The 13,640-nt window shown below is 60.1% G+C and carries 11 protein-coding genes and 1 pseudogene; 9 read left to right on the top strand and 3 right to left on the bottom strand.

Translation table 11 applies throughout. From position 1 onward, the window contains the following. Positions 1-268: 268 nt before the first annotated feature. The 4 genes from CAF73_RS19690 (at position 269) to pabB (ending at position 4,907) form a co-directional block, all read left to right on the top strand. On the top strand, positions 269-805 hold the full coding sequence (locus CAF73_RS19690) for an ATP-dependent zinc protease (protein ID WP_085690221.1): 537 nt from the start codon (positions 269-271) through the stop codon (positions 803-805). A gap of 5 nt (positions 806-810) precedes the next feature. Next, complete coding sequence (locus tag CAF73_RS19695; protein WP_085700254.1) at positions 811-2,346, top strand: inactive transglutaminase family protein; 1,536 nt, start codon at positions 811-813, stop codon at positions 2,344-2,346. Beyond that, positions 2,346-3,332: an alpha-L-glutamate ligase-like protein gene (locus tag CAF73_RS19700; RefSeq protein WP_085700255.1), complete on the top strand. Its 987-nt coding sequence runs from the start codon at positions 2,346-2,348 to the stop codon at positions 3,330-3,332. Before CAF73_RS19695 ends, CAF73_RS19700 begins: the two co-directional genes overlap by 1 nt. Before the next feature lie 231 nt (positions 3,333-3,563). Continuing rightward, positions 3,564-4,907: an aminodeoxychorismate synthase component I gene (gene pabB, locus CAF73_RS19705; protein WP_085700256.1), complete on the top strand. Its 1,344-nt coding sequence runs from the start codon at positions 3,564-3,566 to the stop codon at positions 4,905-4,907. Positions 4,908-5,062: 155 nt separating this feature from the next. On the opposite strand, the gene thrH is transcribed toward pabB, so the two are convergent. Beyond that, positions 5,063-5,680: a bifunctional phosphoserine phosphatase/homoserine phosphotransferase ThrH gene (gene thrH / locus CAF73_RS19710; protein WP_085703553.1), complete on the bottom strand. Its 618-nt coding sequence runs from the start codon at positions 5,678-5,680 to the stop codon at positions 5,063-5,065. A 163-nt stretch (positions 5,681-5,843) separates the two neighbouring features. On the opposite strand from thrH, the gene CAF73_RS19715 reads away from it, so the two are divergent. The 3 genes from CAF73_RS19715 (at position 5,844) to CAF73_RS19725 (ending at position 9,417) form a co-directional block, all read left to right on the top strand. Beyond that, positions 5,844-6,578, top strand: coding sequence for a phosphoadenylyl-sulfate reductase (locus tag CAF73_RS19715; RefSeq protein WP_085700258.1), 735 nt, complete (start codon positions 5,844-5,846; stop codon positions 6,576-6,578). 511 nt (positions 6,579-7,089) lie between these two features. After that, positions 7,090-8,634 carry an NCS1 family nucleobase:cation symporter-1 gene (locus CAF73_RS19720; protein ID WP_085703554.1) on the top strand — a complete coding sequence of 515 codons (1,545 nt, stop codon included), beginning with the start codon at positions 7,090-7,092 and terminating at the stop codon, positions 8,632-8,634. 54 nt (positions 8,635-8,688) lie between these two features. Continuing rightward, complete coding sequence (locus CAF73_RS19725) at positions 8,689-9,417, top strand: aspartate/glutamate racemase family protein (RefSeq protein WP_085703555.1); 729 nt, start codon at positions 8,689-8,691, stop codon at positions 9,415-9,417. Here the strand turns inward: CAF73_RS19725 and CAF73_RS19730 are convergent. Next, a complete protein-coding gene (locus CAF73_RS19730) occupies positions 9,386-10,327 on the bottom strand; it encodes a LysR family transcriptional regulator (RefSeq protein ID WP_085700260.1) in 942 nt (313 codons plus the stop codon). The genes CAF73_RS19725 and CAF73_RS19730 overlap by 32 nt on opposite strands. Before the next feature lie 125 nt (positions 10,328-10,452). Between CAF73_RS19730 and CAF73_RS19735 the strand changes: the two genes are divergently transcribed. Next, entirely contained in the window at positions 10,453-11,199 is a 747-nt protein-coding gene (locus CAF73_RS19735; RefSeq protein ID WP_085700261.1) for a 3-oxoacyl-ACP reductase family protein, read from the top strand. 75 nt (positions 11,200-11,274) lie between these two features. On the opposite strand, the gene CAF73_RS19740 is transcribed toward CAF73_RS19735, so the two are convergent. Then, positions 11,275-11,970 (bottom strand): HAD-IA family hydrolase, encoded by a 696-nt coding sequence (locus CAF73_RS19740; protein ID WP_085700262.1) that lies wholly within the window; start codon positions 11,968-11,970, stop codon positions 11,275-11,277. A gap of 247 nt (positions 11,971-12,217) precedes the next feature. Here CAF73_RS19740 and CAF73_RS19745 point away from each other — a divergent pair. Next, positions 12,218-13,640: pseudogene (locus tag CAF73_RS19745) on the top strand (type IV secretion protein Rhs); the annotation flags it as partial.

Consider the following 13,640-nt stretch of genomic DNA (forward strand, 5'->3'; position numbering starts at 1 on the left):
AAAACTAGCGAATCAACCCGCATCAGTCAAAGGATAAATCGAGATTGTCGACAATCGTCTAACAAGCCTTCAAATCAACCCCAAGGGTTATAGACCGGTCCCGACGCTGGCGCCATAAAACCACCGTGCTAGAATGCCGCCCGCATTTGCGAGTCATTTGCACGGCTTGTCATAAAAAGCTGATAGGCACACGAAGGCGCATGGGCAGACAGGATTACCTGATGCCATGGCCCTGAACCGAGAAACGGAACGCTGCTCGCCAGGATTTATGAGACTCAAGCCCTTCCCCACATTCTTTGCATTGTTTTGCCTGCCCGGCCTTGCTGCGGCGGGGGAAAAGACCGTGTACGGCCTCAACGAATACGCTGCCCTCGACGGGATCAACCTGGAAGTGGCGGCGAAACTCGACACCGGGGCGAAAACCGCCTCCCTGAGCGCCCGCGACATTAAACGCTTCAAGCGCAACGGCGAGTCCTGGGTACGTTTCTACCTGGCCATCGACGCCGCGCATTCGCACCCGATCGAACGGCCGCTGGCCCGGGTCAGCAAGATCAAGCGCCGCGCCGGCGACTACGACCCGGAAGAAGGCAAGAAGTACACCGCCCGCCCGGTGATCGAGCTGGACATCTGCATGGGTTCGGCAATGCGCAGCATCGAAGTGAACCTGACCGACCGTAGTGCGTTCCAATACCCGCTTTTGATTGGCTCCGAGGCGCTGAAACGCTTCGATGCGCTGGTCGATCCCAGTCTTAAATACGCTGCCGGCAAACCCGCCTGCACCATCGCCGCTCATACCGCCGAGTAATTTCCATGCGTTCTCTAACCTTCCACCTGAAAGTCTTGATCACCATCCTGGTGTTGCTGGGCGTTTCGGTTACGGCCTATCAGATTTTCGTGCTCGGCATTCCGGTGACCGAAGATGCCACCGACGACTTGTGGAACATCGACGCCAAGGTCGAGTTCGTCGCCAGCACCAAGGATCCGGTGAAGATCCAGATGTTCGTGCCGCCCCTGAGCCGCGATTACGTCAGCCTCAATGAAAGCTTTATCTCCAACAATTACGGCGTGGCGGTCAACCGGGTCGACGGCAACCGCAAGGTCACGTGGTCGGCACGCCGGGCCAAGGGCAACCAGACCCTTTATTACCGTCTGGTGCTGACCAAGCGTTACACCGCTGAAAAAACCAAGATCAAGGGCCCGACGTTCCGTGACAGCATGGCCATCGAAGGCCCGGAAAAGATCGCCGCCGAAGCCCTGCTCGCCCCGATCCGCCAGCACTCGGCCGACGTCGAGACCTTCATTGGCGAAGCGATCAAACGCGTCAACAACGTCAACGACGACAACGTGAAACTGCTGCTGGCCGGCGATCCGTCGACGCCGCACAAAGCCAAAATCGTCGAATTGCTGCTGTCCATCGCCCACGTGCCGGTGGAAAAAGTCCACACCATCCGCCTCGTCGCCGATCAACCACAAACCCCTGAACTGTGGCTGCGCAGCTTCAACGGCACCGACTGGCTGTACTTCAACCCGGAAACCGGCGAGCAAGGCCTGCCCACTGACCGCCTGCTGTGGTGGAGCGGTGATGAAAACCTGATCACCGTCGACGGCGGCAAGAAAGCCAACGTGACCTTCAGCCTGAACAACAGCGAGATGAACGCGATTCGTCTGGCCAAGCTGACCGATGAAAACACCGACGCCAACTTCCTTGAATACTCGCTGTACGGCCTGCCGCTGCAAACCCAGCAGACCTTCATGATCATGGTGATGATCCCGATCGGCGTGCTGGTGATCCTGATCCTGCGCAACCTGATCGGCCTGCAGACCCTCGGCACGTTCACGCCGGTGCTGATCGCCCTGGCCTTCCGCGAGACGCAGTTGGGTTTCGGCATCCTGCTGTTTACCGTGATCACCGCACTTGGTTTGTCACTGCGCTCGTATCTGGAACATTTGAAGCTGCAAATGCTGCCGCGCCTGTCGGTGGTGCTGACCTTCGTGGTGGTGCTGATTGCGGCGATCAGCCTGTTCAGTCACAAGCTCGGACTTGAGCGCGGTCTGTCGGTAGCGCTGTTCCCGATGGTAATTCTGACCATGACCATCGAGCGCCTGTCGATCACCTGGGAAGAACGCGGCGCCAGCCATGCCATGAAAGTGGCGATCGGCACGCTGTTCGCGGCGTCCCTGGCGCACCTGATCATGACTGTTCCGGAACTGGTGTACTTCGTATTCACCTTCCCGGCGATCCTGCTGATTCTGGTGGGCTTCATGCTGGCCATGGGTCGCTACCGCGGTTATCGCCTGACCGAGCTGGTGCGTTTCAAGGCATTCCTGAAGAAGGCTGACGGCTGATGTTCGGTTTCTGGAAGACCTGGAAGGCCCTGGAAGCCCGGGGCATCATGGGCATCAATCGGCGTAACGCCGACTACGTGCTCAAGTACAACAAGCGCAGCCTGTACCCGATCGTCGATGACAAGATCATCACCAAGGAACGCGCAATCAAGGCCGGCATTCACGTGCCGGAACTGTATGGCGTGATTTCCACGGAGAAGGAAATCGACAAGCTCGGCGAGATCATCGGCGGGCGCAACGACTTCGTGATCAAGCCGGCCCAGGGCGCCGGCGGTGACGGCATCATCGTGGTCGCCGACCGTTTCGAGGGCCGCTATCGCACGGTGTCGGGCAAGATCATTGCCCATGAAGAGCTGGAGCATCATATCTCCAGCATCCTCACCGGTCTGTATTCGCTGGGCGGCCATCGCGATCGGGCGCTGATCGAATATCGGGTGACCCCGGACCAGATCTTCAAAAGCATCAGCTACGAAGGCGTGCCGGACATCCGCATCATCGTGCTGATGGGTTACCCGGTGATGGCGATGCTGCGCCTGCCGACCCGTCAATCCGGCGGCAAGGCCAACCTGCACCAGGGCGCCATCGGCGTCGGCGTCGACCTGGCTACCGGCCTGACCCTGCGCGGTACGTGGCTGAACAACATCATCACCAAACACCCGGACACCACCAACGCGGTGGACAGCGTGCAACTGCCCTACTGGGACGGTTTCATGAAGCTCGCGGCCGGTTGCTATGAGCTGTGTGGCCTGGGTTACATCGGCGTGGACATGGTGCTGGATCAGGAAAAAGGCCCGCTGATTCTGGAGCTGAATGCGCGGCCGGGGCTGAACATTCAGATTGCCAATGATTGCGGCCTGACGTTACGCACCCATGCGGTGGAAGCGCATCTGGAAGAGCTCAAGGCGCGCGGGGTGACGGAGTCGGTTGAAGAGCGCGTGGCGTTTGCTCAGGAGTTGTTTGGGCATGTTCCGGCGGTCGAAGGCTGACATCGTTCATGATCGTTCCCACGCTCCGCGTGGTAACGCCACCATGGACGCTCCGCGTCCATGGTGACGCGGAGCGTCACGGGATGCATTCCCACGCAGAGCGTGGGAACGATCAAGCGATCGAGCGCGATACCTGCCGCCAATCTGCCAATCCACGACATCCCCTCTAGGAGCCATTCCCGGAGGGGACTACAATCCCCTCCCCGCCTCGATGGCCGATCTGCCCCGCCCATGTTGACCTGTTCCGTACACCCGCTGCCCTACCGCGCCAACCCCGCCGACTATTTCGCGGCCGTCCGCCACGCGCCCGGCGCCGTGCTGCTCGACAGTGGCCGGCCGAGTGCCGACCGTGGCCGTTATGACCTGCTCAGTGCCTGGCCGCTGGAACAGCTGGCGGTTTTGCCGGACGAGCGCGGCGACCATTTCCTGCAACGTCTGCGGGACAATCTGACCCGATTGGGCGAAGCGCAATTGCCCGACGGGTACGAATTGCCCTTCGCTGGCGGCCTGATCGGTTACCTGAGCTACGACTTCGGTCGGCATCTGGAAAACCTGCCGAGCCAGGCCCGGGATGACCTGCAACTGCCCGATGCACGTTTTGGTCTGTACGACTGGGCCTTGATCAGCGATCACCAATCGGCCACCAGCCAATTGGTGTTTCACCCCTCTGTCAGCGCCAGCGAGAAACAGCGGCTGATCGATGTATTCAGCCAACCGGCAAGCACCGCTCTGACCCCGTTCAAGCTCAACAACCCGATGGCAGCCGATCTTTCGGCCGATGAATACCGTCAGGCATTCGAGCGCATCCAGCATTACATCCAGGCCGGCGACTGCTATCAGGTCAACTTCGCTCAACGTTTCCGCGCACCGTGCCAGGGCGATCCATGGCTGGCCTACTGCAAATTGCGCGAAGCCTGCCCGACACCGTTTTCAGGATTTCAGAGCCTGCCCGACGGCAATGCGGTGTTGAGCCTGTCGCCCGAGCGCTTCGTTAAAGTCAGCCAGCGTCAGGTGGAAACCCGCCCGATCAAGGGCACCCGCCCCCGTGGCGCGACCCCGGCCGAAGACGCGGCGAACGCTGCCGAACTGCTGGCCAGCCCGAAGGATCGCGCGGAAAACCTGATGATCGTCGACCTGCTGCGCAACGACCTGGGCCGCACTTGCCGCATCGGCTCGGTGCGGGTGCCGGAGTTGTTCAGCCTGGAAAGTTATCCGAACGTGCATCACCTGGTCAGCAGCGTGACCGGTGAGCTGGCGGAAGATCGCGACGCTCTTGACCTGATCGCCGGCAGCTTCCCCGGCGGCTCGATCACCGGCGCACCGAAGATCCGTGCGATGCAGATCATCGACGAACTGGAGCCGACCCGACGCGGTTTGTATTGCGGTTCGTTGCTGTACCTGGACGTGCGCGGCGAGATGGACAGCTCCATCGCCATTCGCAGTCTGCTGGTAAAGGATGGACAGGTGTGCTGCTGGGGCGGCGGCGGGATCGTCGCCGATTCGGACTGGCAGGCGGAGTATCAGGAGTCGATCACCAAGGTCAGAGTGCTGCTCGAAACCCTGCAGAACCTCTGACCAGGACGCTTGATCGTTCCCGTGTCGCGGCGACTGCGGTGATCGTTCCCACGCTCCCCGTGGGAATGCAGCCCGGGACGCTCTGCGTCCCAAAGCGGACGCAGAGCGTCCATTGAGGCATTCCCACGCAGAGCGTGGGAACGATCATGTGGTTGCTACAAAGTCAGGTCGCGGTTCGAAGCCTTGAGGAATTCCTGCTTCAACTCGGCAAACGTATGCACCGCCGGAAACTGCGGAAACTCGCGAATCACGTTATCCGGCGCATGGAACAGAATCCCCGCATCCGCTTCGCCCAGCATGCTGGTGTCGTTATAGGAATCCCCCGCCGCAATTACACGGTAATACAGGCTCTTGAAGGCCAGAACCGACTGACGCTTCGGATCTTTCTGACGCAACTGGTAGCTCGTCACCCGCCCGGTGTCATCGGTAATCAGTCGGTGACAGAGCAAGGTCGGAAAGCCCAGCTGACGCATCAGCGGCTGGGAAAACTCATAGAAGGTGTCCGACAGAATCACCACCTGAAACCGCTCGTGCAGCCAGTTGACGAACTCCGCAGCGCCGTCCAGTGGCTTGAGGGTGGCGATCACTTCCTGAATGTCCGAAAGTTTCAGGCCATGCTCGTCGAGGATGCGCAGGCGCTGCTTCATCAGCACGTCGTAGTCGGGAATGTCCCGGGTGGTGGCCTTGAGCGATTCGATTCCGGTTTTTTCGGCGAAGGCGATCCAGATTTCCGGCACCAGCACCCCTTCAAGATCAAGACAGGCGATTTCCACAAGACACTCCCGTTTGTAATGTTTATTGAGTCGAGCGAGCCCGAACTCTAGCGGCTCGACCTGGAGCGCGCAACGCAGAGGCTACCCCGGCGGACGTTGCTTTTTGTTACCATCGCCGCCATATAGAGCGCCCAGCGCCACCGACCTGTAGGAAGCCGCCCTGATGAGCCCAACGTTCGACGTCGTGGAACTCGCCACGACCTATGCCAACAAATCCGCGCAGGACATCCTCAAACTCGCGTTCGCCGAGTTCGGCGATGACCTGTGGATATCTTTCAGCGGCGCCGAGGATGTGGTGCTGGTGGACATGGCCTGGAAGCTGAACAAGAACGTCAAAGTGTTCAGTCTCGACACCGGCCGCCTGCATCCGGAGACCTACCGCTTCATCGATCAGGTGCGCGAGCACTACAAGATCGACATCGAACTGATCTCGCCGGACTACACGAAACTTGAACCGTTCGTGAAGGAAAAAGGCCTGTTCAGTTTCTACAAGGACGGCCATGGCGAATGCTGCGGGATCCGCAAGATCGAGCCGCTGCGCCGCAAACTGTCCGGCGTCAAAGCCTGGGCCACCGGCCAGCGCCGCGACCAGAGCCCCGGGACCCGCAGCGCTGTTGCGGTGATGGAAATCGATACAGCGTTCTCCACCCCGGAGCGCACCTTGTACAAATTCAACCCGCTTGCACAGATGACCAGTGAGGAAATCTGGGGCTACATCCGCATGCTGGAGCTGCCGTACAACAGTCTGCATGAGCGCGGTTTCATCAGCATCGGCTGCGAACCGTGCACCCGCCCTGTCCTGCCGAACCAGCACGAGCGAGAGGGTCGCTGGTGGTGGGAAGAAGCGACCCAGAAGGAATGCGGGTTGCATGCCGGGAATATCATCAGCAAGGGGTAAATCCCCAGCCCCGATGATGCGACTGTGGGAGCCAATCAGCTCCCACAGTGTTCTCTACCCGCCTTGAAAAATGTGTACACACGAATGTCACCATCGGTGCCATTTATGTGTGCACTTTTCGTTTCTGCGCCCTGAAAAGTTACATCAAGCTCCAGAAGCACTCCCTCCAGACGCTCGCAAAAATTCCTTTCGAAAAATAAATACCTGTTCGAACGGTCAATTTATATCGCCCGTATTTCAACGACTTGGCGCTCTTCAATAACTTTTCGAAATCAGCGGTCTTTTTCATAGATCGCGGACTGGCACAGATCTGGCTTTAGTGCATACATGTTTTGTATACAAAACCGCAAAACATGAACCCACACTTTCGATCCGCAAGCCTGAAGCGCCCTATCCCGTACAGGCTGCAGATGCCCCGTAACCAGTGATGTTCCAGCGCTGCGACGAAGATCTGCCGAGCCCGAGCGCTCATGCACAGTCATCGCCGCCTGAACATCAGGAGCCTGCCGGAATGCGTACGAGTCTCTCCAACAACAACATCGCGCTGAATCTGCCCGCCTCTTCCACCCTCGACCACAGCGCGCCCGGTGACGGCATCACCGAACCGCTGCAACTGAGCCCGCGTCTGCACAACAGTGACCTCGCACCGACCAGGGTCGAAGGACGGCGCTGGGGCAAATACAGCATCTTCGCCCTGTGGACCAACGATGTGCACAACATCGCCAACTACTCGTTTGCCATCGGTCTGTACGCCCTGGGGCTGGGCGGCTGGCAGATTCTGCTGTCGCTGGGGATCGGCGCGGCGCTGGTGTACTTCTTCATGAACCTGTCCGGTTACATGGGGCAGAAAACCGGCGTGCCGTTTCCGGTGATCAGCCGGATCAGTTTCGGCATTCACGGGGCGCAGATTCCTGCATTGATCCGGGCGGTGATCGCCATCGCCTGGTTCGGGATCCAGACGTACCTGGCGTCGGTGGTATTTCGCGTGTTGCTCACGGCGATCCATCCCGGATTCGCCGATTACGACCACAACTCGATCCTCGGCCTGTCGAGCCTGGGGTGGGTGTGTTTCGTGGCGATCTGGTTCGTGCAATTGGCGATCCTCGCCTACGGCATGGAAATGGTCCGCCGCTACGAAGCCTTCGCCGGGCCGGTGATTCTGCTGACCGTCGCCTGCCTCGCCGCGTGGATGTACACCCAGGCCAACGCGACCATCGCCTGGTCAATCCGCGAGCCACTGACCGGCGGCGAGATGTGGCGCAACATTTTTGCCGGCGGTGCCTTGTGGCTGGCGATCTACGGCACGCTGATCCTCAACTTTTGCGACTTCGCTCGTTCCTCGCCGTGCCGCAAAACGATCAAGGTCGGAAACTTCTGGGGTCTGCCGGTAAATATTCTGGTGTTCGCCGGGATCACCGTCCTGCTGTGCGGTGCGCAATTTCAGATCAACGGACGGATCATCGAAAGCCCGACCGAGATCATCGCTTCGATCCCCAATACGTTCTTTCTGGTGCTCGGCTGTCTGGCCTTTCTGATCGTCACCGTGGCGGTGAACATCATGGCCAACTTCGTCGCCCCGGCCTTCGTGCTCAGCAACCTGGCGCCGAAGTATCTGACTTTCCGTCGCGCCGGGCTGATCAGCGCAACGATTGCCGTGCTGATTCTGCCGTGGAATCTCTACAACAGCCCGCTGGTGATCGTGTATTTCCTGTCCGGCCTCGGCGCCCTGCTCGGCCCACTGTACGGCGTGATCATGGTCGACTACTGGCTGATCCGCAAAGGCCGGATCCATGTGCCGCAGCTGTACAGCGAAAGCCCGAACGGGGCGTATTACTACAGCCGCGGGGTCAATCTGCGGGCGGTCGCGGCATTCATTCCGGCCGCGCTCATCGCCATCGTCCTGGCACTGGTGCCGGGCTTCCATAACGTTTCACCCTTCTCCTGGCTGATCGGCGCCGGCATTGCCGGGATGCTCTACCTGATCATCGCCAAACGCCAGCCGCACTACGCCGATGTGGATGGTGAAGCCATTGCCGTCGACAACGTCAGCCACTGAATCTTTTGGCGGCTCTTCACAGGGCCGCAGAACCAACCGTAATAAGGACTTCCCATGCGAATTCTCGTGGTCAACGTCAACACCACCGAATCCATCACCCAGGCCATCGCCCGTTCGGCGCAGACTGTCGCCTCGCCCGGCACCGAGATTGTCGGCCTGACCCCGCATTTCGGCGCCGATTCAGTCGAGGGCAATTTCGAAAGTTATCTGGCCGCCATCGCCGTGATGGACCGGGTGATGTCCTACGACCAGCCGTTCGACGCCGTGATTCAGGCCGGCTACGGCGAACACGGTCGCGAAGGTTTGCAGGAACTGCTCAACGTACCCGTGGTGGACATCACCGATGCGGCGGCGAGCACTGCGATGTTTCTGGGCCATGCGTATTCGGTGGTCACCACACTGGATCGCACAGTGCCGCTGATCGAGGATCGGCTGAAACTGTCCGGCCTGTGGGACCGCTGCGCCTCGGTGCGCGCCAGTGGCCTGGCGGTTCTGGAGCTGGAGCACGAGCCGCAACGGGCGTTGGAAGCGATCGTGCATCAGGCGGAACTGGCGGTCATTCAGGATAAGGCCGAAGTGATCTGCCTCGGCTGCGGCGGCATGGCCGGACTTGATGAGAAGATTCGTCAGCGCACCGGAGTACCGGTGGTGGATGGCGTCACTGCGGCCGTGACCATCGCCGAATCGCTGGTGCGACTGGGGCTGTCGACATCCAAGGTGCGCACGTATGCGACGCCGCGTCCAAAAACCATCATCGGTTGGCCAGCTCGTTTTGCGCGTTGAACCGTTCGGCAAGGCCCAGGGTTGAAAACTGCTCGATGACAAAATCGACGAACGCACGAGTCTTGCCCGGCAACAGTTTGTGTTCAGCGTAATAGATGGAGATGTTGCCATCGTCGACGTACCAGTCCGGCAGGACGCGCTGCAAAGTCCCCGCCTCAAGGTAGCCGACGGCGAACGGCATGCTCACCAGCGCGATCCCCAACCCCTGCGCCGCCGTGGCGCAGGCGGCTTCGGAATCGCTCATGGTCATTCGGGCCTTGAGGGTCAGCGGGCTGTGTGGTCGGGTGCGATGCGTCAGCTGCCAGGAGCGTACACGCCCGGTTTGCGGTGAGCGGATCAGGATGCCGTCGTGCAACTTAAGGTCGTCCGGCTCGTTGATCGGTGCGTACCGATCCAGATAATCGGCGCAAGCCACCAATACCCGATGCGCCGGCGTCAGCCTGCGCGCCACCACGCCTTGGGGCAATTCGAAACCACCACCAATCGCCGCATCGAAACCCTGGCCGATCAAATCGACCTGACGGTTATCGAAGTGCCAGTCCGGGTTGATCGCCGGAAACCTTTTCAGGAACTCTCCCAACAACGGCACGATGTACAAGCGGCCGAACACCGTGCCCATGCTGACTTTCAGTGTGCCCGCCGGTTGCCCGCCAGCGCTGGCCAGATTGTTTACCGCATTCTGGATGGTGGTCAGGCTGCCGCTGACCTCACTCAGAAACAATTGCCCCGCTTCCGTCAGAGTCAACCGACGGGTGCTACGCTGGAACAGCCTCACGCCGAGGCGCACTTCCAGTTTCGCCACGCTTTTGCCCACGGCGGCCGGTGTCAGGCTCAGGCGTCGTGCGGCTTCGGCAAAGCTGCCGACTTCGGCGCTGCGCACGAAGCATTCGATACTGCTGAAGGTTTCCATGGCCACCACTCTAAACTTTTGGTTTACACAGACTATAGCAACCACGGTCTACTCGCCTGGGGGCGAGAGGCAGATACTCGACACCACACCAAGGCAGCCCGCCTTGAAACTTCTGGAGATCGAACATGACCACTCAACACCTCAGCGGTAAAGTCGCTCTGATTCAAGGCGGCTCTCGCGGCATCGGTGCCGCCATTGTCAAACGTCTGGCCGCTGAAGGCGCCGCGGTTGCCTTTACCTACGTCAGCTCGGCCGCCAAGGCTGAAGAACTGCAAAACAGCATCACTGCCACCGGCGGCAAAGCCCTGGCGATCAAGGCTGACAGCGCCGACGCCGACGCCATCCGCAACGCGGTGAACGCCACTGTCGAAACCTTTGGCCGCCTCGACATTCTGGTCAACAACGCCGGTGTGCTGGCCGTCGCGCCGCTGGAAGACTTCAAACTGGAAGACTTCGACCAGACCCTGGCAATCAACGTACGCAGCGTGTTCATCGCCAGCCAGGAAGCCGCCAAACACATGGGCGAAGGCTCGCGCATCATCAACATCGGCAGCACCAACGCCGACCGCATGCCCTTCGCCGGTGGCGGCGTGTATGCGATGAGCAAGTCCGCCCTGGTCGGCCTGACCAAAGGCCTGGCCCGCGACCTCGGTCCACGCGGTATCACCATCAACAACGTGCAACCCGGCCCGGTCGATACCGACATGAACCCGGCTCACGGCGATTTTGCCGACAGTCTGATACCGTTGATGGCAGTGGGTCGCTACGGCAAGGCCGAAGAGATCGCCAGCTTCGTTGCCTACCTGGCAAGCCCGGAGGCTGGTTACATCACCGGTGCGAGCCTGACCATCGATGGCGGTTTCGGCGCCTGATTGATCAGATGGTCGATAACGAAAAACGCCGCCCTCCTTTAACAGAGGGGCGGCGTTTTTATGTCGGCGGTTTGATCAGGCCCAGTCGAGCGCCGGCAATCCGCATGCACTCGGCGTGAACGCTTTCAATGTACGAAGAATCCCGTCGGCGTGTGCGTATTTTTCATCGGCCATGGCGGCATCGGGAATGGCGATGGCGGTCATGCCGGCTGCTTTCGCGGCTGTCACGCCGAACGGTGAATCTTCGAACACCAGGCAATCTTGCGGCGCAACACCCAGGCGCCGAGCGGCGGTGAGGAAGATGTCCGGCGCCGGCTTGGCCGCGCCGACTTCCGGATCGTCAGCGGTAACAATGAAGTCGAACAACGCGAACCAGTCGCGGTGCAACGTGGTTTTCTGACCGAACGACTGGCGCGATGAACTGGTGCCGACCGCAATCGGAATGTTGTGCGCCTTGAGGTGGCGGATCAGTTCCTCGGCACCCGGCATCGCCTGCGCGGTGGGAAAGCGCTCGCGCATCAGTGGCTCGCGGATCACCAGAAACTCTTCGGCGGTAATCGGCAGATCCAGCGCCTCGACCACATAACGGGCCAGATCACCGGCGCCACGCCCGATAATGTTCTGCTTGATGCTCCAGTCGAACGTGCGCCCGTAACGCTCGGCAATCAGCGAGGTGACCTCGGTGTAGATGCCTTCGGTGTCCAGCAGCAAACCGTCCATATCGAAAATCACGGCCTTGATCGGGCCGAACGCCTTCAGCGGTGCATTCATCATCGGATCCGTTATCAAAGACATCCCGGGCGGCGTGGGGAGCGCCGCTGCTCGGATCTGATTAAAGGTTTCAGCAGCATAACGAGCGTGGCCGAGGTTGAGCAACGGGCAATGTCGGTTGTCCGCCGAACGCTCTCCCGCACATTTAGAGAATTGCCCTACAGACATCGCCTACTCGGCTGACTTCTTTCCTGTTTGATCCCCCGCAAAGTTTCGCGCCATTCCCCTGATGCGCGCGAGTGACTGCATGCTTCCATCTGACCAGCTCCTGAAACTGAACAACAGCATTGGTTTGCTGGTGGTCGCTGCGCTGAACCCTGACAAGCCTGACGTCGAAAAGCTGGTTCGTGAGTTTCGCCTTTGTCTCAACAACTATGACGCCTGGGCCGAGCAGTTCTGGACGGTAACCGCGCTGGGTGTCGAGCAAGTGTTCCAGGTCGGCAACGACGTCCGGCTCAGTGCACCGGTTACCAGCCGCAAACCCATCAGTTCCTCCGTGGCCATGTGCTCCGCCACGGGCTCCCTGACGCTGGTGCACATGTTCGAAGCCGCGCGGTTTGTGCCGATCGGCGATACGCCCGTGATCCTTGAACCGGTCATTTCCGACGTCGACGGTGTTCCGGGTTTTGGCGAACCGCGGCGTTACACCATCGGCCCCGGCGGCATTCTCAAGGTCGACGACTGCGACCGGGGCCAGCGTTATCGCATCACCTTCTTTCCCGATGTTTCCGCGGCGCATATCCAGACGTTGTACGCCTCGTATCAGGGCCTTCTTGATGGTCTGGAAGGCTGGTTGCGTGAGGAATGGAAAGGGTTTCAACCGCAGTGGACGGAGTTTTCCAGCGCCGGTTTAAGCGAGCGTTACGGGCAGTTGCAACAGGCTGACTGGCACGGTTTCGAATCCGCGCTGAACGGTGTCTGGGATGACGTGAAACAGCTGTTTGCCTTGCTCGCCGACTTGCAGGCCAACAGTGAAAAACTTCTGCAATACCTGTCCAGCGTTGAACTGGATGCCTTGCTCGAGGCGTCCACCGAGGCCATCGCCAACGGCCTGCTGATGCTCAGCGACGAGCCGTTGCTGTTCATTTACCTGGCGGCCTTTACCAGTTGGCTGAAGATGTTGCCGCCGCAGTTTCTGGCCGAGGTGGTGGCTGAGGTACGCGCTGAACTTCTGGTCAGTTTTCTGCTGATGTGCGTGTCAGGTGGCATGGGTGTGCCGCTTCAGTTGAGCACCAAAGTACTGGGCAAGATCAAATCGTCGCGTGCCCGGGAATGGCTGGCGGCTTCGGCGTTGCGACTGGCGCAGATGACCTCGGCGCCCGATCTGACCCGACATGCGGGTGCGTTGAAGCCGTTGATGGTTAATGCGCGGCAGGCGCCGTTGCGACCAACACCCGCTGTCCCGCTGGAGATTCGCACGGCGGATGCACAGATGCTGACGGTTGCGAATCCGGCCGCCATTGTCCGTGACAAGTCCCACGGCATGACGCGAATGGAACGGCATGAGCCTCGCGATGATGCTTCGGATCAGGCGAAAAATCCCAACGGTGACAGCGCCGATTGTGCGCCGTTGACCTGCACCAACGGCTGTCCGGTGTCGATGGTCACCGGGGAAGAACTGCTGACGTTGACTGACGGTGTACTCGATGGGCTGTTGCCGTTCGAGTTCA

Origin of the sequence: Pseudomonas sp. B15(2017) (assembly GCF_002113215.1) — a bacterium.
Classification (GTDB): Bacteria; Pseudomonadota; Gammaproteobacteria; order Pseudomonadales; family Pseudomonadaceae; genus Aquipseudomonas.

What these genes read in the sequence shown, in the direction of transcription:
- CAF73_RS19690 (WP_085690221.1), top strand. Translation starts at nt 269, where the DNA reads ATGAGACTCAAGCCCTTCCCCACATTCTTTGCATTGTTTTGCCTGCCC.
- CAF73_RS19695 (WP_085700254.1), top strand. Translation starts at nt 811, where the DNA reads ATGCGTTCTCTAACCTTCCACCTGAAAGTCTTGATCACCATCCTGGTG.
- CAF73_RS19700 (WP_085700255.1), top strand. Translation starts at nt 2,346, where the DNA reads ATGTTCGGTTTCTGGAAGACCTGGAAGGCCCTGGAAGCCCGGGGCATC.
- pabB (WP_085700256.1), top strand. Translation starts at nt 3,564, where the DNA reads ATGTTGACCTGTTCCGTACACCCGCTGCCCTACCGCGCCAACCCCGCC.
- CAF73_RS19715 (WP_085700258.1), top strand. Translation starts at nt 5,844, where the DNA reads ATGAGCCCAACGTTCGACGTCGTGGAACTCGCCACGACCTATGCCAAC.
- CAF73_RS19720 (WP_085703554.1), top strand. Translation starts at nt 7,090, where the DNA reads ATGCGTACGAGTCTCTCCAACAACAACATCGCGCTGAATCTGCCCGCC.
- CAF73_RS19725 (WP_085703555.1), top strand. Translation starts at nt 8,689, where the DNA reads ATGCGAATTCTCGTGGTCAACGTCAACACCACCGAATCCATCACCCAG.
- CAF73_RS19730 (WP_085700260.1), bottom strand. Translation starts at nt 10,327, where the DNA reads ATGGAAACCTTCAGCAGTATCGAATGCTTCGTGCGCAGCGCCGAAGTC.
- CAF73_RS19735 (WP_085700261.1), top strand. Translation starts at nt 10,453, where the DNA reads ATGACCACTCAACACCTCAGCGGTAAAGTCGCTCTGATTCAAGGCGGC.
- CAF73_RS19740 (WP_085700262.1), bottom strand. Translation starts at nt 11,970, where the DNA reads ATGAATGCACCGCTGAAGGCGTTCGGCCCGATCAAGGCCGTGATTTTC.